Genomic DNA, 23583 nt, shown 5'->3' on the forward strand with positions numbered 1-23583 from the left:
GGTCGAGAGCGCACCCCGTCGGCCGCATCGCCGAGCCGCGCCGTCGGGGCCGACTGGGAGGAGCCCCCGTGACGCAGCAGATCCCGTCGACCGAGCCCGAGCTGGCCGGAGTTCGCAACTTCCGTGATGTGGGCGGACTGCCGACCGTGGACGGACGGCGGGTGCGGCACGGGGTCCTGTTCCGCAGCGGCCACCTCGCGCACGCGACCGACGACGACGCGACCTTCCTCGGCTCCCTCGGACTGCACACGATCTTCGACTTCCGCAACGCGGCCGACCAGAAGCTCGAAGGCGCCGACGTGGAGCTGCCCGGCGTGCGCAATGTGAACCTGCCGTTGTCCGACCCCGCGGACGGCGCGGAGTTCTGGAAGATGGTCCGCGACGGCGACATCGAACAGCTGCGGGAGATCCTGTCGGACGGCAAGGGCGCGGGCCGGATGATCGCCTCCTACCGGACGATCATCAAGGAGCGCACCGCCGAGCACTCCCAGGTGCTGCACGCGCTCGCGGAGGACAGCGTGCCCGCGCTGATGCACTGCGCGGCCGGCAAGGACCGCGCGGGCCTGTCGATCGCGGTCACGCTGCTCGCCCTCGGCGTCGAGCGCGAGGCGATCATCGCGGACTACCTGGAGTCCAACGCCAAGCACCGCCGCTACAAGGTGCGCCGCAGCGGCAGCGACGCGTCGGCCTACTCGCCCGAGATCATGGAGCTGCTCAGCCCGCTGTTCGACGCCCGGGCCGAGTATCTGGCGGCGGCCTTCGAGACGATCGACGAGACCTGGGGCGGCGTCGACGCCTACCTGGAGCAGGGTCTTGGGATCACCCCGGAGCTCCGGGATCGGCTGCGGGAGCGCCTGCTCGACTGACGGCCGGACACCCGCCCGTGCCTACTTCGCGCCCACCTCGAACAGCAGGTAGATGAAGGCCGCGAAGACGTGCCCCACCGCGATGTAGATGATGAGCCGCACCCACAGGGCGCGGGGGAACTTCTCCTCCAGGTTGCTCATGGCATCTCTCCAGGGGTGGGGCCGAGGCACAGCGCGGCCGTGGGGCTCTGCAACAGGGTGTGGACGAACAGGAGCTCGACCCCGCCCGGGTCCTGGGCGGCGATGCGGTGCGGGGTGAGCGAGTCGAAGTGCGCGCTGTCGCCGGGCGCGAGCCGGTGCGTGGTGTCCCCGAGGCGCAGTCGCAGCCTGCCTTCGAGGACGTACAGCCACTCCTCCCCCGGGTGTACACGCACGATGTCGCCCTGCGAGCCGTACGGCACATGGACCCGCAGGGCCTGCATCCCGCGCCCGGGCGCGCCCGCCTGCCAGTACGTCCAGCCGCCGGCCGCGGTCGGCTCCATGTCGGCCGAGCGCACCACGGCATCCCGCTCGGCGACCGTCTCGCCGAGCAGCTCGGAGACCGTCGTACCGTAGATACGCGCGAGCGCGAGCAGCATCGGCAGCGAGGGCTGGCGCTGCCCGGTCTCCAGACGGGAGAGATGCGCGGGCGACAGCCCGGCGGAGCGGGCGGCGGCCTCCAGGGTGAGGGAGGCGCGGCGGCGCAGCGCGCGCAGCTGGGGCGCTACGACGGGCAGGGCGTCGACCGGCCCCGCCGTATCGGCCTCCGGCTCGCTTTCGGGAGAGCTCATGCTCTCCATTCAGCCCGAGGCTTGCCTCTGCGGCAAATTCGTTGCCTCAGAGGCAAAAACTCCCTCTCACCGCCTGTCTAGCGGTTGGCGACCGCCTGCTTGATCAGCGTCTTCCCGAAGTCCCACATCAGTCCGCCGCCACTGTGCGCGTCGTCCATCACGTCCGTGAAGGCGTCCACGAACCGGTCCACCTCCCGCTCGCCGATGATCAGCGGCGGGATCAGCTTGATCACCTCCAGGTGGTCGCCGGAGACCTGGGTGAGGATCCGGTGCCGCCGCAGCAGCGGGACGACGACCATCTGCGCGAACAGGCCCTTGCGGGCGGCCTGGAGCATGGCCCAGCGGCTGCGCAGCTTCAGCGAGTCGGGCCGGCCGAACTCGATGCCGACCATGAGACCCCGGCCGCGCACGTCGGCGAGCAGCTCGTACTTGTCGGTCAGCGCCGCGAGCCGGGACCTGAGCAGCTCGCCCGTGACCCGCGCGTTCGCGACGATCTGCTCGTTCTCCATGACGGACAGCACGGCGAGCCCGGCCGCCATGGCCTGCGCGTTGGACCCGAAGCTCGCCGAATGGACCAGCACCCGGTCCATGGACGAGTAGACCTTCTTGAAGATCCAGTCCTTGCCGAGGGTGGCGCCCACCGGCACGTAGCCGCCGGAGAGCGCCTTGGCCACGCACACCAGGTCCGGCTCGACCCCGTCCTCGTGCTGGTAGGCGTAGAAGTCGCCGGTACGGCCGAGTCCCGTCTGCACCTCGTCGGCGATGAGCAGCGCCTTGTGCCGGCGCAGCAGTTCCTGGGCGGCCCGCAGATAGCCGGGCGGGGGCTCGTGCACGCCCTTGCCCTGGATCGGCTCGACGATCAGGGCGGCCACGTCGCCCTTCTTCAACTCCCGTGCCAGGGCGTCGAGATCGCCGAGCGGTACGGCCGTGTCGGGCAGCAGCGGGGCGAAGCCGTCCCGGAAGCCGGACTCGCCGTTGACGGACAGGGAACCGGTGGTCAGTCCGTGGAAGGCGTGGTCGCAGTACAGCACCCTCGGCTTGCCGGTGACGAACCGTGCGAACTTCAGTGCGGTCTCCACCGCCTCGGTACCGCTGTTGCCGAAGAACACCCGGTCCAGGTGCGGGCTGTGCGCGAGCAGCCTCTCGGCCAGCAGCCCGGGCAGCGGCTGGCAGTCGAAGCGGGTGAGGTCGGCGAGCTGGGCGTCGAGGACGTCGTGCAGCGCCTTGCGGACGACGGGGTGGTGGCGCCCCAGGCCCATCACCCCGAACCCGGCGAGCATGTCCAGGTAGTCGTCGCCGTCCGCGTCCCAGAAGTAGGCTCCCTCGGCCCGCTCGTAGACCTTGTCGAAGCCGATGGTGTGCAGCATGCGCGGGAGCTGGTGGTTCAGGTACCTGCCGTGCAGCTCGTAGCGCTCGGCCCCGCGCTCGGCGAGGAGTCTGCCGAGGTCGAACTCCGTGGTCATTCGGCTTTCTCCTTGACTGGCGCGACGGTACGGCCGTCCGGGCCGCCGTCTCCCTGTGCGGCGCCGGGCGGGCTGCCCTCGGCGTCCTTGAGGGCGAGGCTCGCGCTGATCCGTCCGGCGACCTCGACGGGCGTGAGCCCGATGTCGGCGAGGACCTCGCCGCGCTTGGCGTGCGGGAGGAACTGCTCCGGGATGCCGAACCGCCGTACGGGCACGTCGACGTCCGCGTCGCCCAGCGCCAGCGCCACCGCGGCGCCCACACCGGACGCTCGGCTGTTGTCCTCGACGACGGCCACCAGCCGGTGCTGGGCGGCGAGGGGCGCGAGCGCGGGGTCGACGGGCTTCACCCAGCGCGGGTCGACGACCGTGCAGTCGATGCCGCGGGCCCGGAGCAGTTCGGCGGCCTGGAGGCACACCGGCGCCATCACGCCGACGGCGACCAGCAGCACCTCGGGGTCACCGGCGTCCCGGTGCAGCACGTCGAGGCCGCCCACCCGGTCGACGGCCGGGATCGACGGGCCGACCGACTCCTTCGGGAACCGTACGAGCGTCGGCGCGTCGTCGACGGCCACGGCCTCCCGCAGCTGCGCCCGCAGCTGGTCGGCGTCGCGCGGCGCGGCGATCCGCAGTCCCGGCACGACCTGGAGGATCGACATGTCCCACATGCCGTTGTGGGAGGCACCGTCGGCGCCCGTGACGCCGGCCCGGTCCAGCACGAACGTCACCCCGCAGCGGTGCAGCGCGACATCCATCAGCAGCTGGTCGAAGGCCCGGTTGAGGAAGGTGGCGTAGACGGCGACGACCGGGTGCAGCCCGCCCGTCGCGAGCCCCGCCGCCGACACGGCCGCGTGCTGCTCGGCGATCCCGACGTCCCAGACCCGGTCCGGGAACCGCTCCGCGAACTTCCCTAGCCCGACCGGATGCAGCATGGCCGCCGTGATCGCCACGACGTCCTCCCGCTCCTCCCCGATCCGCACGATCTCCTCGCCGAACACCGACGTCCAGGACGGCCCGCCCGACGGCGCGAGCGGCTCGCAGGTCAGCGGGTCCATCACGCCGACGGTGTGGAAGTGGTCCTCCTCGTGCGCGAGGGCGGGTTCATAGCCGCGCCCCTTCTCCGTGAGGCAGTGGATCAGCACCGGGCCGTGGAAGCGCTTGGCCCGGCGCAGCGCCGACTCGACGGCCCCGATGTCGTGCCCGTCGATGGGGCCGACGTACTTCAGACCCAGGTCCTCGAACATGCCCTGCGGTGCGAAGGCGTCCTTGAAGCCCTTCTTCGCGCCGTGCAGCGACTCGTAGACCGTGTGGCCGACGAGCGGGGTCCGCAGCAGTACGTCCTTCCCCCAGGCCAGGATCCTCTCGTAGCTGTCGGTCGTGCGCAGGGTCGCGAGGTGGTTGGCGAGCCCTCCGATGGTCGGGGCGTACGAGCGTTCGTTGTCGTTGACGACGATGATCAGGGGCCGGTCCTTGGCGGCCGCGATGTTGTTCAGCGCCTCCCAGGCCATGCCGCCGGTCAGCGCCCCGTCGCCGATCACCGCGACGACATGGCCCTTCTCCCCCTGCACCTCGCGGGCCTTGGCGAGGCCGTCGGCCCAGCCGAGCGCGGTGGAGGCGTGGCTGTTCTCGACGATGTCGTGCTCGGACTCCTCGCGCGAGGGGTAGCCCGACAGGCCGCCCTTGCCGCGCAGCTTGGAGAAGTCCTGCCGTCCCGTCAGAAGCTTGTGTACGTAGCTCTGGTGACCGGTGTCCCAGACGATGCGGTCGACCGGCGACTCGAAGACCCGGTGGAGCGCGATGGAGAGTTCCACCACCCCCAGATTGGGCCCGAGATGTCCGCCGGTCCTGGCGACCGCGTGCACCAGGAACTCCCTGATCTCATGGGACAGATCACCGAGTTCCGTCTCGGACAGCGCCTTCAGGTCACGTGGTCCCCGGATGCTCTCCAGAATCGTCACGCTCGGGCCCCCTCTCGGTCCGTGCCTTGCCTCAACTCACCGTCACGGCCGGTTTCCCCGCGACGGCGGGGGCGCCCGATGCGGCCCCGTCCTGCTCCATCTGCTCGGCGATCTTCATCGCCTCCTCGATCAGGGTCTCGACGATCTTCGACTCGGGGACGGTCTTGATGACCTCGCCCTTCACGAAGATCTGACCCTTGCCGTTGCCCGAGGCCACCCCCAGGTCCGCCTCCCGCGCCTCGCCGGGGCCGTTGACCACACAGCCCATGACGGCTACCCGCAACGGCACTTCCATGCCTTCCAGACCGGCCGTGACCTCGTCGGCCAGCTTGTACACGTCGACCTGGGCCCGTCCGCACGACGGACAGGAGACGATCTCCAGGCGCCGCTGCCTGAGGCCCAGCGACTCCAGGATCTGGATGCCGACCTTGACCTCCTCGGCGGGCGGAGCGCTCAGGGAGACCCTGATGGTGTCGCCGATCCCCCGCGACAGCAGCGCGCCGAAGGCGACGGCCGACTTGATCGTGCCCTGGAACGCCGGACCCGCCTCGGTCACGCCGAGGTGGAGCGGGTAGTCGCACTGGGCGGCCAGCTGCTTGTACGCCTCGATCATGACGACCGGGTCGTTGTGCTTGACCGAGATCTTGATGTCCCGGAAGTCGTGCTCCTCGAACAGCGACGCCTCCCACAGCGCGCTCTCCACGAGCGCCTCCGGCGTCGCCTTGCCGTACTTCTGCAGCAGGCGCCGGTCCAGGGAGCCGGCGTTGACGCCGATGCGGATCGGGGTGCCGTGGTCCTTGGCGGCCCGCGCGATCTCCTTGACCTTGTCGTCGAACTGCTTGATGTTCCCGGGATTGACGCGGACCGCCGCACAGCCCGCCTCGATCGCCGCGAACACGTACTTCGGCTGGAAGTGGATGTCCGCGATCACCGGGATCTGCGACTTGCGGGCGATGGTGGAGAGGGCGTCCGCGTCGTCCTGCGTGGGGCAGGCCACGCGCACGATCTGGCAGCCGGACGCCGTCAGCTCGGCGATCTGCTGCAAGGTCGCGCCGATGTCGGACGTACGCGTCGTCGTCATCGACTGGACCGACACCGGGGCGTCGCCCCCGACCGCCACCGGCCCGACCTGGATCTGCCGCGACAGGCGCCGCTCGGCGATCGGGCGGGCCGGCACCTCGGGGACGCCCAAGGAGATGGCGGTCATGGCGTCACTCCCGGTTTCCGGAGACCGTCTCGCGCATCGCGCGCAGCGACTCCTTCAGCGAGCCCATGGTGGCGAGGACGGCGGTCGGCTCGTAGCCGCAGTGCGCCATGCAGTTGGCGCAGCGCGGGTCCTTGCCCCGGCCGTACTTGTCCCAGTCGGTCTCCTCGATCAGCTCCCGGTACGTCGGGACGTACCCGTCGCTCATCAGGTAGCAGGGGCGCTGCCAGCCGAAGAGGGAGTAGTTCGGGATCGCCCATGCGGTGCACGGGAAGTCGACCTTGCCCTCGAGGAAGTCGAGGAAGAGCGGCGAGTGGTTCAGCCGCCACTTCCTGCGGTTGCCACCCGCGAAGGCCTTCTTGAACAGCTCGCGGGTCTGCTCCACGCCGAGGAAGTGCTCCTGGTCAGGTGCCTTCTCGTAGGCGTAGGCGGGCGAGATCATCATCTCGTCGACCTTGAGGTCGTCGTTGAGGAAGTTGAGCACCTCGATGATGGTCTGCGGGGTGTCGGTGTTGAAGAAGGTGGAGTTCGTGGTCACCCGGAAGCCGCGCCGCTTGGCCTCCTTGATCGCCTCCACGGCCTCGTCGAACACGCCCTCCTTGGCCACCGACTCGTCGTGGCGCTCGCGCAGGCCGTCGATGTGCACGGCGAAGGCGAAGTAGGGCGAGGGCGTGAACTTGTCCATCTTCTTGCGCAGCAACATGGCGTTGGTGCACAGGAAGACGTACTTCCGCTTGGCCACCAACTGCCGCACGATCTCGTCGATCTGCGGGTGCATCAGGGGCTCGCCGCCGGCGATGGACACCATCGGCGCACCGGACTCGAGTACGGCCCCCACGGCCTGGGCCACCGGCATGCGCTGCTTCAGTACTCCGGCCGGGTGCTGGATCTTGCCGCAGCCCTCGCACTTGAGGTTGCAGGCGAAGAGCGGTTCCAGTTCGACGATCAGCGGGAACTTGTCGCGCCCGCGAAGCTTCTGTTCGGCCAAGTAAGTAGCGACCTTGATGGACTGACGCAGCGGCATGGCCATCTGGCTCACCTCCTGGGGAGCAGCAAAGAACGGTGCCATTCGTAGAATGCGGGTAGAACGACACGAAGGACGCGGAAAGCCGATATTCCACCGCGCAACGTGCCGATCCGGACGAGTTCATGTTCTGGAGCGTCCACGACCACCCGGACGGCCGCAACCGGGCGCTCACCCGTGCGTACGGCGCTCAGGAGCGTGGCCGCCGACTCCATGTCGACCGCGATTGCGCCGGTCGTGAGCAGATCGGACCGTTCCTGACCTCGGATGATGTGATCCGAGCCGGTGAGCGGACCGGTGTGGACGGTGCGGCCGGGGGCGGCGCGCTTGAGTTCTTTGACGAGTAGGTCGGTTCCGACGCACGGAACGGTTCCCGCCGGATCCCGGGTCTCCTCGGCGACCACCAGATCACCGGGGTGCATCCCGGGGGCGAGCCCCGCGCAGAAGCCCGTGGCGAGCACGGCGGCCCCATTGAGGGCCGGATCGGCCAGCATCCGGGTGACGGACCGTTCCGCCGCCCGGGGTCCCATCCCCGTACGGAGGACGGTGACCGGCCCGTCGGCCCCGCCGCGGTCACCGGCGCGCAGGGCGAACTGCTCGATGCCGAGCGCGCAGGCGATCAGCAGCGGGGCCAAAGCGGGCTGTGGGCTCATCAGCTCCCCTTGGCCTCGGCGAGAGCCGCCTCGTCGAGAGCCGCCCCCGCCTTGTCGGCGAAGGGCTCTCCGTGGACGTACCGGCCGAGGGCGGTGAGCGGGAAGACCTGACGGTAGAGGTGGTAGTTGATCGAGAAGTCCCAGGGGAAGCCGGTGCCGGTGAAGTAGGGCTCGTCCCAGGAGCCGTCCTCCCGCTGGGTGGCCGCGAGCCACTCGATGCCGCGCTCGACGGCCTTGGACTCCTTCTCCCCCGCCGCCAGCAGCGCCATCAGCGCCCACGCGGTCTGCGAGGCGGTGGAGGCGCCCTTGCCGCTCCACTCCTTGACGTACTTGTAGGAGCGCAGGTCCTCGCCCCAGCCGCCGTCGTCGTTCTGCACGGACTCCAGCCAGGCCACCGCGCGGCGGATCGCCGGGTGCGAGCCCGGGAAACCGGCCGCCACCAGGGCGGGTACGACCGACCCGGTGCCGTAGACGTAGTTCACGCCCCAGCGTCCGAACCACGAGCCGTCCGGCTCCTGCTCGGCGAGCAGCCACTGGATGCCGCGCCGGGTGCGCGGGTCGTGGGCGAGGCCCTCGACCGCGAGCATCTCGACGACGTGCGCGGTGACGTCCGCCGACGGCGGGTCGATGACCTCGCCGAAGTCGCAGAACGGCAGCCGGTTGGGGAACGGGCTGGTGTTGTCGACGTCGAAGGCGCCCCAGGCCCCGTTCCTCGACTGCATCCCGAGGTTCCAGCGGACCCCGCGCCCGATGGCCTTCTCGACCCGCTCCGGGTCGTGATGCTTGACGCGGCGCAGTGCGAGGACGACCTCGGCGGTGTCGTCGATGTCGGGGTAGTTGTCGTTGTGGAACTCGAACGCCCAGCCACCGGGCGGCAGCCCGGGCCGCTTGACCGCCCAGTCGCCGGGCCGGACGATCTCCTCGCCCAGCATCCAGTCGGCGGCCTTGACCAGCTGCGGATGGTCGGCGGGCACCCCGGCGTCCACGAGTGCGATGGTCGCGAGGCAGGTGTCCCAGACCGGCGACTGGCAGGCCTCGATCATCCGGGCCCCGTCCTCGCGCCACACGGCGAAACGGTCCAGCGACGCCAGCCCCGCGCGCATCACGGGGTGTTCGAGGTCGTAGCCGAGCAGATGCAGGGCGATGATCGAGTACACCGCCGGCGGCTGGATGCCGCCCCAGCAGCCATCGTTCTCCTGCCGCTCGATGATCCAGCGCGCCGCGCTGTTCATGGCGGCTCTGCGCAGTCCGCGCGGGGCGACCTTGCGCAGTTGGTGCAGTGCCTTGTCGAGCCGCTGGAAGGCGCCGTCCCAACTCGCCGCCGGGGCAAGTGGTTTCAGCGGGTTGGGGTCGGCCGGGTCGGTATGCAGTTCGTCGAGCGGGAAGGGCGCGGGCCGTACCGGGCGCTTCGCGGAGACGATCGTCAGCGGGACGATGGTCTGCCGGGCCCAGCATCCGAAGTCGTAGATGTTGAGCGGCACCCACTTGGGGAAGTAGATGAGCTCCGGCGGGAGTTCGGGCAGGTCCTCCCACTTCCACCAGCCGAACAGGGCCAGCCAGATCCGGGTGAAGACCCGGGAGGCGGCGATCCCGCCCCGCTCGCGGATCCACGCCGACGCCCTCGCCATGTGCGGTGCGTCCGGCGCGTCGCCGGCCAGCCGGAGGGCGACGTAGGCCTCGACGGTGGCCGAGAGTTCGCCCGGACCGCCGTAGAAGGTGGCCCAGGCGCCGTCCTCGCGCTGCTCGCCCCGGATGAAGAGCGCGGCGGCCAGGGTGGTCTTCTCGTCGCGGATCCCCAGGAACTGGCGGAGCAGGAGGTCCTCGGCGTCCATGGTGACGTTCGTCTCGAGGTCGCCCTTCCACCAGCCCTGGGCGTCCTGCCGCGACAGCAGGAAGTCGGTGGCGCGCCGAACAGCGCGCTGGGCGGCCTCGTGCACCCCGGCCGCCACGGGGGTCTCACTGTCGGTGTCGCTGGCCGCGGCTGCCCGGGGCGGGAGAGCCCCGGTGCTTCCGTCGGTCGTCGCTGTCATGGCTTCCCCTTCGTGCAGTGCTCCTGGAGTTGCGTCTGCTGTGGGTCCGCCGTCGGCCGGTGCGCTGGTTCCCGCCACACCGGCCGGCGACTACGCGAGGGCTATTCGACCGATACTGATCATCTCTTTTCGCCCGTGGGTGCTCATCTCTTCCGTACGACGACGAAGTCGGCGAGCGCCGTGAACTGCGCCCTCACCCGGTCGGGCATGTCGACCGCGTCGAGCGCCTCGACGGCGACGGCGTGCTGACGGCGTGCCTCGTCGGCGGTCCACTCGCGTCCGCCCGCCTCCTCGATGAGGGCGGCGCGGGCCGCGAACTCCTCCTCGGAGAAGTTCTCGAAGTCGCTGCTCTTGGCGTCCGCGGCGAGCATCTCGCCGAGCCGCTCGGAGGCGGAGCCGCCCGCCGCGAGCGCGGCCACGACCGGCAGGGACTTCTTGCGCTGGCGCAGGTCGCTCCAGGTCTGCTTGCCCGTGGAGACCGGGTCGCCCCAGATGCCCAGCAGGTCGTCGACGGCCTGGAAGGCGAGGCCCAGGTGGTAGCCGTACTTCTCCAGGGTGTCGGCGGTGCGGTCGTCGGCGCCGCCGAGGACCGCGCCGATCGAGCTGGAGGCGGCGAGCAGGGCGCCGGTCTTGTTGCCCTCCATCTCCAGGCACTCCTCGACGCTGACGCGGTCGCGGTGCTCGTAGGAGATGTCCTGCGCCTGACCGTCGATCAGGGCGCGGGTGGCGGTGGTCAGGCGGCGGGTGGCGCGGCCGGCCTCGACGGTGCCGAGCTCCAGCAGGACCTCGTTGGCGAGGGCGAACAGGGCGTCGCCGACCAGGATGGCCTGGGCGGGGCCGTGCACCTTCCACACCGTGTCGCGGTGGCGGCGCTGCTCGTCGCCGTCCATCAGGTCGTCGTGGAGCAGGGAGAAGTTGTGGACCAGCTCGACGGCGACGGCGCCGGGGATGCCGACCTCGGGCGCGGCGCCGGTGACCTCGGCGGAGAGCACCGCGAGGGCGGGGCGTACGGCCTTGCCGCCGTCGCCGGCCGTGGGCTTGCCGTCGGCGTCGATCCAGCCGAAGTGGTAGGCGGAAACGGTGTCCATGGGAGCGGCCAGGCGGTCGATCGCCGCCCGCAGTACCGGTGTGGCCAGGGTCCTCCCGCGCTCCAGGAGCGCGGCCACGTCCACCGCGGTCTCTCGAGCGGCCTTCTCGGCCGGGGGCACAGTGGGCACGGTCTCTCCTCTTGTTGCGGTACTACCGGGGGTGCGGGGGCCTGCCGCCGGGCGCTGGTTCACCTTCACCGGACCCCACCTCGCGATGTGGCGCCGGTCTCCTGTGGCTTTCGGCCGGGGGTCCGGGGGTTGTCCCCCGGGAAGATGCAGTACGCCGCCTCCTCGACATCGAAGAGGTGACGGGGGCGGGGCCGGCCCAGGGCGCTCAGCGCGGCTTCGGCCGCGCTCACGCCACTGCGGACCGCACTCTCCATGGTCGCGGGCCACCCAGTGGCGGTCCACGCTCCGGCCAGCCAGAGGCCGGGTGCCTTGGTACGGGTGCCGGGCCGCAGCCGCCCGACGCCGGGGGCGGGAGCGAACGTCGCGGTGCGCTCCCTGGTCACGAAGAAGTCCTTCACCCGCGCACCGCGCGCCGCGGGCAACAGCCGCTCCAGCTCCGGCAGATACCGCTCGCGCAGCGCGGCGACAGGCTCGTCGATCTCGTCCTGCGCGGCCGACTGGGACAGGGCGAGGTACTGCCCTTCCCTGAGCCCGGAGGCGTCGGTCCGGTCGAACACCCACTGGACCGGGGTGCCGAGCGCCGCGAAGAAGGGGCTGCTGAGCACCTTGCGGTCGTACACGACATGGACGTTGAGGATCGGCGCGGTGCCGATCTCCAGCAGTCGCTCCGGGGCGTCGAGGGCGCCCTGGGGCAGCAGGTCGTATGCCTCGCGCTGGGCCACCGCGAGCACGACCGCGTCCGCGCGCAGCGTCTCGCCGGGAACCTGGACACTCCAACGTCCGTTCTCGTCAGGGGAGATGGAGGTGACCCGGGTGCGGACCTCGGTGCGCACGCCCGCGGAGTCGAGCGCCTTGCGGGCGAGCCGGTCGTGCAGTTCGCCCAGCGGGACGTGCGCCCAGCCGATGTCGGCCGCGCCCGGGTCGGACAGCAGACCGGTCTTGAACACCATCGCGGCGAGCGCCAGCGAGGCGTCGCCCGCGACCGCGTTGAGCGTGGCGACCCCGACCAGGTCCCACAGGGCCTCGACGGCACGCGCCGACTGGCCGTGCGCGGCCAGCCAGCTGCCGAAGTCAGTCGCGTCCAGGCTCGGATCGGCGAGGTCGAGCCCCTTGAGCGCGAGCGCGGCACGCCCGACCTTGGCGCGGTCGGCCAGCGACAGATGCGGATATGTCGCCAGGCTCCGGCCCAGGTGCAGGGGTACGGGCAGGGCGTCGCGCCGCAGCCTGCCGAGCCGACGGCCCTCGGGCCGCGCCAGGTCGACCACGGGAACGTCGAGACGGTCCTGGAGCGGTGCCAGCGCCGTCCCCTCGATGCGGTCGAGGAACCAACGGTAGGCGGTGCAGCAGCGCAGATAGACGTGCTGTCCGTTGTCGACGGTCAGGTCGCCGCGCTGGAAGGAGAAGGCCAGGCCACCGAGTCTCGGCCGGCCCTCGATGAGGGTGACGCGCACTCCGGCGTCGGCCAGCGCGAGCGCGGCGGTGATGCCGGCGAGCCCGCCGCCGACCACCACGGCGTCCTTCCCGGCGCCATCTGCCGCAATGTCCGCGAGCGACCCCTCGGGCCGCGTGCCGTCGGTCATCGTGCACCCTCCCCAGCGCGACCGCCGTGCCGGTACTTGAACGGTGCACGGCCGGTCGTCTCAGTCAGGGACGCGACCCGGCGGCGGAGGGTTGCCCGCCGCTTATCGCCGGTGGCATCACCTTGGGCCGGAATGTCCATCAGGCGCGCCTCCTGACGGTACGACTGACGGTTCGCCGGGTCACATGCCGGGCGTCCAGTCCGGACAGCCCGCGCACGGCGACGTACGCCTTCTCCCGCCCGGGCAGCGAGACCCGGCCGCGCAGCACGGCCTCGGGGTCGCGCTCGATGCGGTCGAGGAGGCGGAGGTAGATGCCGGCCATGGCGGCGACGCAGGCGCCGCTGCGGCGGTCCAGCATGGGGAGCAGCCGGTAGCCCTCGGCGAAGAGGGCGCGGGCCCGACGCACTTCGAAGTGCACGAGGCCCGCGAAGTCGGAGCCCTCCGGTGGAGTCGGCCCGCTGAAGCCGGTCGAGCAGCCGAACTTGGCCAGGTCGTCGGAGGGCAGATAGGTGCGGCCGCCCTCGGCGTCCTCGCGGACGTCCCGCAGGATGTTGGTGAGCTGCAGGGCCAGGCCGAGCGTGTCGGCGTACTCGGGGGCGCGCTCGGCGCCGCGCGCGCCGGGTTCGGTGCCGAACACGCCGAGCGAGAGCCGTCCGATGGCGCCCGCCACACAGCGGCAGTAGACCTTCAGGTCGTCCCAGGTCTCATAGGTCTCACCGCGTACGTCCATCAGGACGCCGTCGATGAGCTCGTCGAGGCCGCCGAGCGGCAGCGGGAAGGTGTCGGCGGCGTGGGCGAGGGCGACGGCCACGGGGTCGGTGTCGTCCTCGTCGACCTCGCGGTCGCGGATCCGGGTCAGCAGCTCCCGGGTGTCCTCGAGCCTGGCGATCTTGACGTCGTCGGCAAGGGCGCCGTCGCCGATGTCGTCGACGCGGCGCGAGAACGCGTACAGCGCCGACATCGCACGGCGCTTGGGCGTGGGCAGCAGCCTGATGCCATAGGCGAAGTTACGGGCCTGCTGCCCCGTGACGGCCTCGCAGTAGCTGTAGGCGGCGAGTACCGGTGCGGACGCGTGTGGTGCAGACTCCACGGTCCGGATCACCCCTCTCCTCGCAGAGTCACGCCCACCGCGCGCAGCAGCTGGAGCCTGCTGGCCTTCGGCGGGCCGGGAAGTACGTCGTATTCGGCGGCGGAGATCGCACGGATCGCCGCCTTTCCCCCCGCCACGAATCCCGCGAGCAGCAGCTTCAGCCTGCCGTGGACGCTACCCACCAGGGGGGTGCCTTCATTCAGGAGGGTTTGAGCGCGTTCGGCTTCGTATGCGACCAGTGCGCGCACCGATGCGCCCGCTGTTTTTACCGCGAGATCGGTTTCCTGGACGTGGAAGCGCTTCATGTCCGCCGCGGGCAGATAGATCCGGTCACGGCCGAGGTCCTCGGCGACGTCCTGGAGGTGCTCGACGATCTGCAGGGCCGTGCAGACCGCGTCGGAGCGGCGGATCCGCTCGGGCGTCGCGGTGCCGGTGACGGCGAGGACGAGCCGGCCGACGGGGTTGGCGGACAGTTCGCAGTAGGCAAGGAGATCGTCGTAGGTCTCGTAGCGCGCGACGAGCTGATCCTGTCGGTTGGCGGCGACCAGGCCGAGGAAGGGCTCGGGGGTCAGCGAGCGGCGCCGCACGGTCGGCTGGAGGCGGCGCAGCAGGGGGTGGCGCGGGGTGCCGTCGAAGACGCGGCGCAGATCGGCCTCGAAGGCGTCGAGGAGGACGAGGCGGTCGTCGGCCTCCGCGGGCGACACGCCGAGCAGCCGGGCGTCGGCGCCGCCGGGGGCGAGATCGCCGTCGCCGATGTCGTCGACGAGGCGGGCGAAGCCGTATACGGCCATGAGGTCGGTGCGCCAGGCCCTGGGCAGGAAGAAAGGCGCCACGGGGAAGTTCTCCGCGGCGGCCTTGTCGAGCGTGCCACGCTCCGGATCAGCTGTCCGCGCGCCGGTTCCCGTCACCGTGGACTGCCCGGCGCGGGGACGGCACATGCTGCGTGGAGCTGGGGAGTTTCCGTAGCCATTGCCGTCACATCTCCCGTTCTACACCGCAGACCCAATGCACACTATTTCGGACACGCCGCCCGGCGTCCGCGCCGCGGCCCTGCGCGGGGGTGTCGTTCCTTATCGCCCCACTTGCCGCGTTTCGGTACCGGTACAGCTTACGTTGTACAACGGGGCCGGGCCCGTGGGGGTGTCCTGCACATCACAACAACACACCGATTGGCGTCAAGCTTCCGGAAACCAGCCGGAGTTGACGTTTCCTTTGCAGACGCGGGGCCCCGCCGGAGCAGTTCCGGCAGGGCCCTGCGAAGCGTCCTGGGCCGCACGGCCCACAACCGGGTGGACTACTTGCCCGTGAACTTCTCGTACTCCTTGAGGACCTCGTCCGTCGGTCCGTCCATGCGCAGCTCGCCGCGTTCCAGCCACAGGACGCGGTCGCAGGTGTCGCGGATCGACTTGTTGTTGTGGCTGACGAGGAACACCGTGCCCGCGTGCTTGCGCAGCTCACGGATGCGGTCCTCGGAGCGCTTCTGGAACTTGCGGTCACCGGTGGCCAGCGCCTCGTCGATCATGAGGACGTCGTGGTCCTTGGCGGCGGCGATGGAGAAGCGCAGGCGGGCCGCCATGCCGGAGGAGTAGGTGCGCATCGGGAGCGTGATGAAGTCGCCCTTCTCGTTGATGCCCGAGAAGTCGACGATCTCCTGGTAACGCTCCTTGATCTGCTCACGGGACATGCCCATGGCGAGCCCGCCCAATATGACGTTCCGCTCGCCCGTGAGGTCGTTCATCAGGGCCGCGTTCACGCCGAGCAGCGAGGGCTGGCCGTCGGTGTAGACCTTGCCCTTCTCCGCCGGGAGCAGGCCGGCGATGGCCCGCAGCAGCGTGGACTTGCCGGAGCCGTTGGAGCCGATCAGGCCGATGGCCTCGCCCCGGTAGGCGACGAAGGAGACACCGCGGACGGCGTGCACCTTGCGCACACCCCGCTCCTCGCCGCGCTTGAGGATGCGGCTCAGGGCGGCCGTGGCGCTGCCCTTGCCGGTCTTGGCGCCGTTGACGCGGTAGACGATGTGCAGCTCGTCCGCGATGACGGTGGGGATGCGCTCCGCGTCCTTCTGCGGGTCAGCCACGGCCGTACCTCTCTTCCGCCTTCCAGAAGTAGACGAAGCCGACTCCGCCCGCCAGCACCGCCCAGCCCAGCGCGAAGGCCCACACGTGCGCGGGCAGGAACGAGGAGTCGTATCCGTCGATCATCGCGAACCGGACCAGGTCCATGTAGATCGCGGCGGGGTTCCACTGCAGCACGTCGGTGATCCAGCCCGGCCAGTTCTTGTCCGCGAGCATCGCCGGGATGCTGAACATCACGCCGGACGCGTACATCCAGGTACGCAGGAGGAACGGCATCAGCTGGGCCAGGTCGGGCGTCTTGCTGCCCATGCGGGCGAAGATCAGGGCGAGCCCCGAGTTGAAGACGAACTGCAGCGTCAGCGCGGGCAGGACGAGCAGCCAGGACAGGTCGGGGAAGCTGCCGAACGCCATCATGATCACGACGAGCACGATCATGGAGTAGAGCAGCTGCTGGAGCTGCTGGAGCGCGAACGACAGCGGCAGCGAGGCCCTGGGGAAGTGCAGCGCGCGCACCAGACCCAGGTTTCCGGAGATGGCGCGCACACCCGCGAGCACCGAGCTCTGGGTGAACGTGAAGACGAACACGCCGGTCACCAGGAACGGCACGTAGATGTCGTTCGGGATGCCCTCCCGGGCTCCCAGCAGCATGCCGAAGATGAAGAAGTACACGGCCGCGTTCAGCAGCGGCGTGGCCACCTGCCAGAGCTGGCCGAGCTTCGCCTGGCTGTACTGGGCGGTCAGCTTCGCCCGCGAGAACGCGAGGATGAAGTGCCGCCGGTCCCAGAGCTGGCGGACGTACTCGAACAGCGAGGGGCGGGCGCCGCTCACGGACAGCCCGTACTTGGCCGCCAGCTGGGCCGCCGTGAGTCCCTCGTCGGGCGACAGAGGCGCGCTCACCGCGACTCCGCCGTCGTGCGTTGTCTCACTCACCAGTGGAAACTTTCGTCTTCGAGATGCGCAGCCTGTGCGGGCTTGGCATGAACCTGGGGCCCGGATGCGGCCCGGGGGCTCTTCAGGACCGAGCTTGTCAGATGACGGGAGGTCGGCCCAGTCGAGTCAGCCGCCACACCGTACGCCACTTCATGGGCCGGCGGGGACCGCACGAGGTGGTCCACCCTTCCCGGAATCCGCCGAACCATGCCTTGAGGGCGGGGCGGGACGGGCGGCGGACGAGGGTCAGCAGCATCCACACGCCCAGATAGACCGGGACGAGCGGGGCCGGGAGGTTTCGGCGGGCCAGCCAGACGCGGTTGCGGGCGACCATGCGGTGGTAGACCGCGTGCCGCGAGGGCGCGGTCGTCGGGTGGTACAGCACCATGTCGGACCGGTAGTCGATCATCCAGCCCGCGTCGAGGGCCCGCCATGCCAGGTCGGTTTCCTCATGGGCGTAGAAGAATGCGTCCGGAAGTCCGCCGACTTCGGCGAGGACCTGGGTACGGACGGCGTTGGCGCCCCCCAGGAACGTGGTGACCCGTGAGGAACGCATCGGGTCGGAGGCCCGCAGCCGGGGCACGTGGCGGCGCTGGGTGACGCCGGTCTCCGGGTCGGCGATGCGGAAGCTGATGATGCCGAGCCTGGGGTCGGCGTCGAAGGCCGCACGGCACAGCTCGGCGGTGTCGTGATGGGCGAGCAGACCGTCGTCGTCGAGGAAGAGAAGGACGTCGACGTCACGGCCGCTGGGCCCGAACGCCTCGATGCCGACGTTGCGGCCACCGGGGATGCCGAGGTTCTCGGGCAGCTCGATGGTGCGGACGCCCGCGGGGACGTCCGGCACCGGGGAGCCGTTGCCGACGACGACCACCTCGACCCGGTCGCCGTCCTGCTTGGCGACCGAGTCGAGAAGGGCGCGCAGCTCGTCGGGGCGGTTGCCCATCGTGATGATGACCGCGCCGACCTTCATGGCGTTCACTTCAGCCTGCTGGAGGCGAGGATGGACACGAGGTGCAGCAGGGTCTGCAGCAGCGCGATGCCGGCGAGTACGGCGACGCCGAGCCGGGAGAAGAACAGGTCACCGCGGGCCTGGTCGACGATCGCCAGGACCAGGATCAGCAGCGACGCCTCGATGCCGAGGATCAGCCGGTGGAACTTGAGCATGGCGGCGGCCTTGCGGGCCAGGGCCATGCCGGAGGAGCGCATCTCGGACGCCGCCTCCTGGACCGGCGGCTTGCCTGCCTGGTGGCGGGCGACGCCGACCAGGTCGGTCTCGGCCTTGATCAGGATGGCGCCGAGCGCGGCCAGCGTGCCGAGGAAAGCCCACAGCCAGTCGATACGGCCGCTGCCCCACAGGTCGGCGGCGCGCAGCCCGAAGCCGACGAGCACGGCGGCATCGGTGAGGTAGGCGCCGACGCGGTCGAGGTAGACGCCGTTCAGCGAGTACTGCTTCTTCCAGCGCGCGATCTCGCCGTCGACGCAGTCCAGCAGCAGATACATCTGGACGCACACGACGCCCAGCACGGCGCCCGGGATCCCCGGCACCAGAAGTGCCGGGGCCGCGAGTACACCGAAGACGGTCATCAGGTACGTGAGCTGGTTGGGCGTGACCCTGGTGTTCACCAGGTAGCGGTCGACCCGCAGGGACACCTCACGCATGTAGAGGCGTCCCATCCAGTGCTCACCGCTGCGCCGGTCCTTCACCCCCGCGGGGTGAACGACGGGGCGGAGTTCAGCTACCGATGGCCTTGACATAGTCGGCGTAGATGTCCTTGATCTGGTCGGTTGTCAGGTCGAGGTGTTCGAGGATCGTGTACCGGCCGGGCCGGGTCTGCGGGGCGAACTCCACTACTCGGACGAACTCGTCGTCCGTGAAGCCGATCTCCTGCGGCAGTACCGGCAGCCCGTGCCGACGCAGCACCTCGGCCATGAAGGCCGACTCCTCGTGGGCTCCGCGCAGGTACATCGCGAAGGCCGCGCCCAGCCCGCACTGCTCGCCGTGGGCGGCGGCGCGCTTGGGGAAAAGCAGGTCGAAGGCGTGGTTGATCTCGTGGCACGCGCCGGAGGACGGGCGGGAGTCACCCGACACCGACATGGCGATCCCGCTGAGCACCAGCGCCTCGGCGAGTACCTGGAGGAAGTCGGTGTCCCCTATGCCGCCGGGGTGCCGCAGCACCGCCTCGCCGGCCTGGCGGGCGATGGCGGCGGCGAGGCCGTCGATCTTCTCGCCGTTGACGCGGTTGGCCAGCTCCCAGTCCGCGATCGCGGAGATGTTGGAGATGGCGTCGCCGATGCCGGCGCGTACGAAGCGGGCCGGGGCCTCGTGGATGACGTCGAGGTCGATGACGACGGCGATCGGGTTGGGCACGCCGTAGGAGCCGCGGCCCGCGTCGTTGTCGAGGGTGGCGACCGGCGAGCACAGACCGTCGTGCGCGAGGTTCGTCGGTACGGCGACCAGGGGCAGGCCGACGCGCGCCGCGGCGAACTTGGCGCAGTCGATGATCTTGCCGCCGCCGAGCCCGACGACCGCGTCGTAGTGGCCGGCCCTTATGGCACCGGCCAGCCGGACGGCGTCGTCGAGGGTGCCGCCGCCGACCTCGTACCAGGTGGCGCCGGGCAGCGCGGGAGCGAGCCGCTCCTTGAGCCGGGCGCCGGAGCCGTTGCTGACCGCGACGGCCAGCTTGCCGGAGTGCGAGATGCGCTCGTCGGCGAGCACAGAGCCCAGGTCGTCGAGGGCACCCGGGCGGATGTCGACGACGACGGGCGAGGGGATCAACCGGGTCAGTACAGGCATGCGATCTCCCGTCCGCGGGCGAGGTCGTCGTGGTTGTCGATCTCCACCCACTTGACGTCGCCGATCGGCGCCACGTCGATACGGAAGCCGCGGTTCACGAGCTCCTGGTAGCCGTGCTCGTAGAACTGCTGCGGGTCGGTCTCCCAGACGGTCTTCAGGGCGTCGGCCAGCTCGGGGGCGGCGTCGCCCTCGATGAGGGTGACGCCGATGTACTCGCCGGTGGCCTCGGCGGGGTCCATCAGCTTGGTGATCTTCGTCATGCCCTTCTCGGGGTCGACGACGACTTTCATCTCCTCGTCGGCCAGGTCCTTGACCGTGTCCAGGGCGAGGATGATCTTCTTGCCGTCGCCACGGGCGGCGAGCAGCGTCTTCTCGACGGAGACCGGGTGCACGGTGTCGCCGTTGGCGAGGATCACGCCGTCCTTGAGGGCGTCACGGCCGCACCACAGGGAGTAGGCGTTGTTCCACTCCTCGGCCTTGTCGTTGTCGATGAGGGTGAGCTTGAGGCCGTACTTCGCCTCCAGCGCAGCCTTGCGCTCGTACACCGCTTCCTTGCGGTACCCGACGATGATCGCGACCTCGGTCAGACCGATCTCGGCGAAGTTGCCGAGGGTCAGATCGAGAACCGTTGGTTCGCCCTCTATGCCCGCGGGCCCCACCGGCACCAGAGCCTTGGGAAGGCTGTCGGTGTAGGGGCGCAGACGCCGTCCGGCGCCGGCCGCCAGCACGAGGCCGATCATGCGGGTTCTCCTTCATCGTGTACGGCGGGCGCCCCGGAGGACACCCAGAAGCGGATGCTCTCGACGAGCACCACGAGGGCCACTGCCACGGCCAGGGCCGTGAGCGCGACCGTGAACTGCGAGGCGGAGAGCACCGCGGCGAGGACGGTGACGAGCAGCGTCCGTCCTTCGTGCCCCCCGATGGCGCGCACCAGCCAGGCCGGGGGCGCTCCGGCGTTGCCGCGGATGCGGTACACCGTGTCGTAGTGATGGTAGGCGACAGCCGCCACCAGCCCGAAAGCCGCAGGAAGGGCTCCGTTCACGTCCGCTTTGGCCGCGAGGACGAGGACGGTGCCGTACTCGGCGGCGCGGAAGATCGGCGGGACCAGCCAGTCGAGGGCGCCCTTGAGGGGCAGGGCGACGGCGGCGGCCGAGGTGAGCACGTAGAGGACGGCTGCCACGACCGGCAGCGCGCTGCCGTACGGCTCCAGTGCCGCCCCGAGGACCAGCAGGGCCGCACCGGGCAGGGCGACGAGGACGCGGGCGCCGAACGGCGGCTTGGCGGGCAGCTTGCGCAGTGCTCGCGCCAGCGCCTCGGCGAGCGGCCCGCTGTCCGCCAGGTCGGCCAGTGCCGTCGCCGCCCGGTCGGTCCGGCGGGCCTTGCGGGTCAGCGAGCGCAGTACGCGGCCCGCCGTGGTGTACGTCGCGGCGAAGGCGCAGCCGATGAGCAGCGCGTAGAAGGTGATCCGAGGAGTCGTGGCCGCCGTGAGCACCGCGATCATCGCCCAGCGCTCACCGATCGGCAGGACGATCATGCGGCGCACCCAGACCGTCCAGCCGACGCTGTCGAGCTTGTCGGAGAGGGCAGCGGTGGGGCTGGTGTTGGCGGTGGCGTCGTGGTTGGCCTCGTTGAAGGAGAAGTCCACGACGTGCCGGCAGGTCTGCAGGACCATCGCGCCGAGTGCGAGCCCCCAGACGTCGTCACCGCCGCGAGCCGCGCCGAGAGCGAGACCGGCGTAATAGGCGTACTCCTTGGCCCGGTCGAAGGTGGCGTCGAGCCAGGCGCCGAGCGTGGAGTACTGCAGGGAGTAGCGGGCGAGCTGGCCGTCGGTGCAGTCCAGGACGAACGAGAAGATCAGCAGCAGGCCGGCCGCGACGAACCCGCCGCGGGTGCCGGTGGCCGCGCAGCCCGCCGCGATGAGCGCGGTGATCAGGGAGGCGGTGGTGACCTGGTTGGGGGTCAGGCCCCGGCGGGCGCACCAGCGGGCGAGGTAGCGGGAGTACGGGCTGACGCAGTAGGTCGTGAAGAAGCCGTCGCGGGACTTCACGGCCGACTTCAGGCGTACGGCCTCGTCGTCGACGGCGGCGACGGCCTGCCGTGCTTCGTTGCGGGCCTGCGGGTCGGCCGGGACGGCGGCGACCAGGCTGCCGAGCTCGGGGCGGTGGACGTCGGTGCCCTCGTCGTCGAGGGCGGTGACGATGCGGTCGGCGAGGCTGTCGACGGCGACCGCCGTGCCGCCGCCCGCGGAGTTCTCGCGGGCCATGGCGCGGGTCAGGGCCTGGCGTCCGGCCGGCTGGGCCGTCACGGCGCCGGGGATCGCGGCGAGCGGGAAGCGGGGGTCGGTCAGGCCGAGGCGCAGTGCGTGCGGGTGGCCCACGAAGCGGGCGTCGACGACGGCGACGCGCTGGTCGCCGGGCACCTGGGCGAGGAGCGTCTCGGCGTCGGCTGCGTCGGCAGCGGCCCGCACGTCGTAGCCGAGGGACCGCAGATCGCCCTCGATCTGCGATCCGGGGACCGGCTGACCGGTGAGGATGGCGGTCGACAACCGAACTCACTCCCTGGGTGCCGGCGTGTCCGCGCCGGTCATGTACGTGGGTGGCGGCGCCCGTTGGCGGTGGCGGCCGGGCGGCGTGTCGGCAGAGGCTATCGGATGGATGGAAGCCGACGTTCACCACCCGTTTGGCGGAGCGATCAACGCGGTTTGCCCAGCGCATTGCCGCGATCATCATCGGGGATCCGGGGCCCCGCCCACAAACTCGTACTCACAGACGGGACATCGGGGACATTGGTTCCACCGCCAACACCCCGGCATAGGGTGGGCGACCATGACATGGCTGATCACAGGCGGAGCCGGCTACATCGGGGCACATGTGGCGCGGGCCATGACCGACGCCGGGGAACGGGTCGTCGTCCTGGACGACCTCTCGGCCGGGCGACCCGCGCGGCTCCCGGCTCACGTCCCCCTCGTCGAGGGCTCGTCCCTCGACGGTGACCTGCTCAAACGCGTGTTCGCCGAGCATGCGGTGACAGGTGTGGTGCATCTCGCGGCGCGCAAGCAGGTCGGCGAGTCCGTGGCGGAGCCGACGCGCTACTACCGGGAGAACGTGGGCGGTCTGGCCACGCTCCTGGAGGCGGTCGCCGAGGCGGGCATCGGGCGGTTCGTGTTCTCGTCGTCCGCCGCGGTCTACGGCAGTCCGGATGTGGATCTCATCACGGAGGACACGCCGTGCGCGCCGGTGAACCCGTACGGCGAGACCAAGCTGGCCGGGGAGTGGCTGGTGCGGGCGGCGGGCCACGCGCACGGGATCTCCACCGTATGTCTGCGCTACTTCAACGTCGCGGGCGCCGCCGCGCCCGAGCTCGCCGACACCGGCGTCTTCAACATCGTCCCCATGGTCTTCGACCGGCTCACCCGCGACGAGGCCCCGCGGATCTTCGGTGACGACTATCCGACGCCGGACGGCACCTGCGTGCGTGACTACATCCATGTCGCCGACCTCGCCGAAGCACACCTGGCGGCGGCCCGGCGGCTCACCGCACCGGACACGAGCGGTGATCTGACCGTCAACATCGGCCGCGGCGAGGGCGTCTCCGTACGCGAGCTGGTCACCGTCGTCGGCGAGGCCACCGGCGACGCGCGCCCCGCCGTGGTCGAGGCCCGGCGCCCGGGTGACGCCCCACGCGCGGTCGCCTCGGCCGCACTCGCCGCGGAGAAGCTCGGCTGGACGGCCCGGCGCGGGGTACGCGAGATGGTCGAGTCGGCATGGCAGGGGTGGCTGGTGCACCACGGCGGCCGACCGGGCAACTGATCATGCAGGGCCCTGACCTGCGGGTCGTTTCCGCAGGTCAGGGCACATGACAACGGTGTTCAGTGCCGCGTTGCCCGATACCCCCCACCCGTAGTTCACTGTCATCCCGGACGGACATTCCGA

At 70.7% G+C, this 23583-nt stretch carries 22 protein-coding genes; 2 read left to right on the forward strand and 20 right to left on the reverse strand.

Features of this window, described 5'->3' with window-relative positions; genetic code table 11:
• The first annotated feature begins 68 nt into the window (after nucleotides 1-68).
• Nucleotides 69-866: a tyrosine-protein phosphatase gene (locus ACFZBP_RS00695; protein WP_391409152.1), complete on the forward strand. Its 798-nt coding sequence runs from the start codon at nucleotides 69-71 to the stop codon at nucleotides 864-866.
• Between the two features lie 21 nt (nucleotides 867-887).
• On the opposite strand, the gene ACFZBP_RS00700 is transcribed toward ACFZBP_RS00695, so the two are convergent.
• From ACFZBP_RS00700 to ACFZBP_RS00795, 20 genes are all read right to left on the reverse strand, one after another.
• Entirely contained in the window at nucleotides 888-1007 is a 120-nt protein-coding gene (locus ACFZBP_RS00700) for a DUF6126 family protein (protein WP_048579905.1), read from the reverse strand.
• Entirely contained in the window at nucleotides 1004-1636 is a 633-nt protein-coding gene (locus ACFZBP_RS00705) for a helix-turn-helix domain-containing protein (protein WP_391409153.1), read from the reverse strand. Before ACFZBP_RS00705 ends, ACFZBP_RS00700 begins: the two co-directional genes overlap by 4 nt.
• Before the next feature lie 77 nt (nucleotides 1637-1713).
• Nucleotides 1714-3099 carry an aminotransferase class III-fold pyridoxal phosphate-dependent enzyme gene (locus ACFZBP_RS00710; RefSeq protein ID WP_391409154.1) on the reverse strand — a complete coding sequence of 462 codons (1386 nt, stop codon included), beginning with the start codon at nucleotides 3097-3099 and terminating at the stop codon, nucleotides 1714-1716.
• Nucleotides 3096-5054, reverse strand: coding sequence for a 1-deoxy-D-xylulose-5-phosphate synthase (gene dxs / locus ACFZBP_RS00715; protein ID WP_383455385.1), 1959 nt, complete (start codon nucleotides 5052-5054; stop codon nucleotides 3096-3098). Before dxs ends, ACFZBP_RS00710 begins: the two co-directional genes overlap by 4 nt.
• 31 nt (nucleotides 5055-5085) lie before the next feature.
• Entirely contained in the window at nucleotides 5086-6261 is a 1176-nt protein-coding gene (ispG, locus tag ACFZBP_RS00720) for a flavodoxin-dependent (E)-4-hydroxy-3-methylbut-2-enyl-diphosphate synthase (protein ID WP_391409155.1), read from the reverse strand.
• Nucleotides 6262-6265: 4 nt separating this feature from the next.
• Nucleotides 6266-7288, reverse strand: coding sequence for an adenosyl-hopene transferase HpnH (gene hpnH, locus ACFZBP_RS00725; RefSeq protein ID WP_383455391.1), 1023 nt, complete (start codon nucleotides 7286-7288; stop codon nucleotides 6266-6268).
• 5 nt (nucleotides 7289-7293) lie between these two features.
• Nucleotides 7294-7935 (reverse strand): 1-hydroxy-2-methyl-2-butenyl 4-diphosphate reductase, encoded by a 642-nt coding sequence (locus ACFZBP_RS00730; protein ID WP_383455393.1) that lies wholly within the window; start codon nucleotides 7933-7935, stop codon nucleotides 7294-7296.
• Nucleotides 7935-9965 (reverse strand): squalene--hopene cyclase, encoded by a 2031-nt coding sequence (shc, locus tag ACFZBP_RS00735; RefSeq protein ID WP_391409156.1) that lies wholly within the window; start codon nucleotides 9963-9965, stop codon nucleotides 7935-7937. The genes ACFZBP_RS00730 and shc overlap by 1 nt, the downstream gene beginning before the upstream one ends.
• A 143-nt stretch (nucleotides 9966-10108) precedes the next feature.
• Nucleotides 10109-11182, reverse strand: a complete 1074-nt coding sequence (locus ACFZBP_RS00740) for a polyprenyl synthetase family protein (protein ID WP_391409157.1) — start codon at nucleotides 11180-11182, stop codon at nucleotides 10109-10111.
• Between the two features lie 65 nt (nucleotides 11183-11247).
• The gene (hpnE, locus tag ACFZBP_RS00745) at nucleotides 11248-12762 is read right to left on the reverse strand and encodes a hydroxysqualene dehydroxylase HpnE (RefSeq protein ID WP_391409158.1); all 1515 of its coding nucleotides are present in this window, start codon (nucleotides 12760-12762) and stop codon (nucleotides 11248-11250) included.
• Nucleotides 12759-12902: a DUF6380 family protein gene (locus ACFZBP_RS00750; protein ID WP_383455402.1), complete on the reverse strand. Its 144-nt coding sequence runs from the start codon at nucleotides 12900-12902 to the stop codon at nucleotides 12759-12761. The genes hpnE and ACFZBP_RS00750 overlap by 4 nt, the downstream gene beginning before the upstream one ends.
• Nucleotides 12902-13864 (reverse strand): presqualene diphosphate synthase HpnD, encoded by a 963-nt coding sequence (gene hpnD / locus ACFZBP_RS00755; RefSeq protein WP_383455404.1) that lies wholly within the window; start codon nucleotides 13862-13864, stop codon nucleotides 12902-12904. The genes ACFZBP_RS00750 and hpnD overlap by 1 nt, the downstream gene beginning before the upstream one ends.
• Complete coding sequence (hpnC, locus tag ACFZBP_RS00760) at nucleotides 13861-14760, reverse strand: squalene synthase HpnC (RefSeq protein ID WP_391409160.1); 900 nt, start codon at nucleotides 14758-14760, stop codon at nucleotides 13861-13863. Before hpnC ends, hpnD begins: the two co-directional genes overlap by 4 nt.
• Before the next feature lie 386 nt (nucleotides 14761-15146).
• Complete coding sequence (locus tag ACFZBP_RS00765) at nucleotides 15147-15929, reverse strand: ABC transporter ATP-binding protein (protein WP_383455410.1); 783 nt, start codon at nucleotides 15927-15929, stop codon at nucleotides 15147-15149.
• Nucleotides 15922-16857: an ABC transporter permease gene (locus ACFZBP_RS00770; RefSeq protein ID WP_391409161.1), complete on the reverse strand. Its 936-nt coding sequence runs from the start codon at nucleotides 16855-16857 to the stop codon at nucleotides 15922-15924. Before ACFZBP_RS00770 ends, ACFZBP_RS00765 begins: the two co-directional genes overlap by 8 nt.
• 97 nt (nucleotides 16858-16954) lie before the next feature.
• Nucleotides 16955-17827 (reverse strand): glycosyltransferase family 2 protein, encoded by an 873-nt coding sequence (locus tag ACFZBP_RS00775; RefSeq protein WP_383455506.1) that lies wholly within the window; start codon nucleotides 17825-17827, stop codon nucleotides 16955-16957.
• 5 nt (nucleotides 17828-17832) lie between these two features.
• On the reverse strand, nucleotides 17833-18612 hold the full coding sequence (locus ACFZBP_RS00780; protein ID WP_383455415.1) for a CDP-alcohol phosphatidyltransferase family protein: 780 nt from the start codon (nucleotides 18610-18612) through the stop codon (nucleotides 17833-17835).
• Complete coding sequence (locus ACFZBP_RS00785) at nucleotides 18590-19651, reverse strand: iron-containing alcohol dehydrogenase family protein (RefSeq protein WP_383455418.1); 1062 nt, start codon at nucleotides 19649-19651, stop codon at nucleotides 18590-18592. The genes ACFZBP_RS00780 and ACFZBP_RS00785 overlap by 23 nt, the downstream gene beginning before the upstream one ends.
• Nucleotides 19639-20391: a sugar phosphate nucleotidyltransferase gene (locus ACFZBP_RS00790; protein WP_383455421.1), complete on the reverse strand. Its 753-nt coding sequence runs from the start codon at nucleotides 20389-20391 to the stop codon at nucleotides 19639-19641. The genes ACFZBP_RS00785 and ACFZBP_RS00790 overlap by 13 nt, the downstream gene beginning before the upstream one ends.
• The gene (locus ACFZBP_RS00795; RefSeq protein WP_383455424.1) at nucleotides 20388-22196 is read right to left on the reverse strand and encodes a DUF5941 domain-containing protein; all 1809 of its coding nucleotides are present in this window, start codon (nucleotides 22194-22196) and stop codon (nucleotides 20388-20390) included. Before ACFZBP_RS00795 ends, ACFZBP_RS00790 begins: the two co-directional genes overlap by 4 nt.
• A gap of 280 nt (nucleotides 22197-22476) precedes the next feature.
• On the opposite strand from ACFZBP_RS00795, the gene galE reads away from it, so the two are divergent.
• Nucleotides 22477-23460 carry a UDP-glucose 4-epimerase GalE gene (galE, locus tag ACFZBP_RS00800; protein ID WP_391409162.1) on the forward strand — a complete coding sequence of 328 codons (984 nt, stop codon included), beginning with the start codon at nucleotides 22477-22479 and terminating at the stop codon, nucleotides 23458-23460.
• The last annotated feature ends 123 nt before the right edge of the window (nucleotides 23461-23583 follow it).

It is taken from the genome of Streptomyces sp. NPDC008086 (assembly GCF_042957325.1).
Lineage (GTDB): Bacteria > Actinomycetota > Actinomycetes > Streptomycetales > Streptomycetaceae > Streptomyces.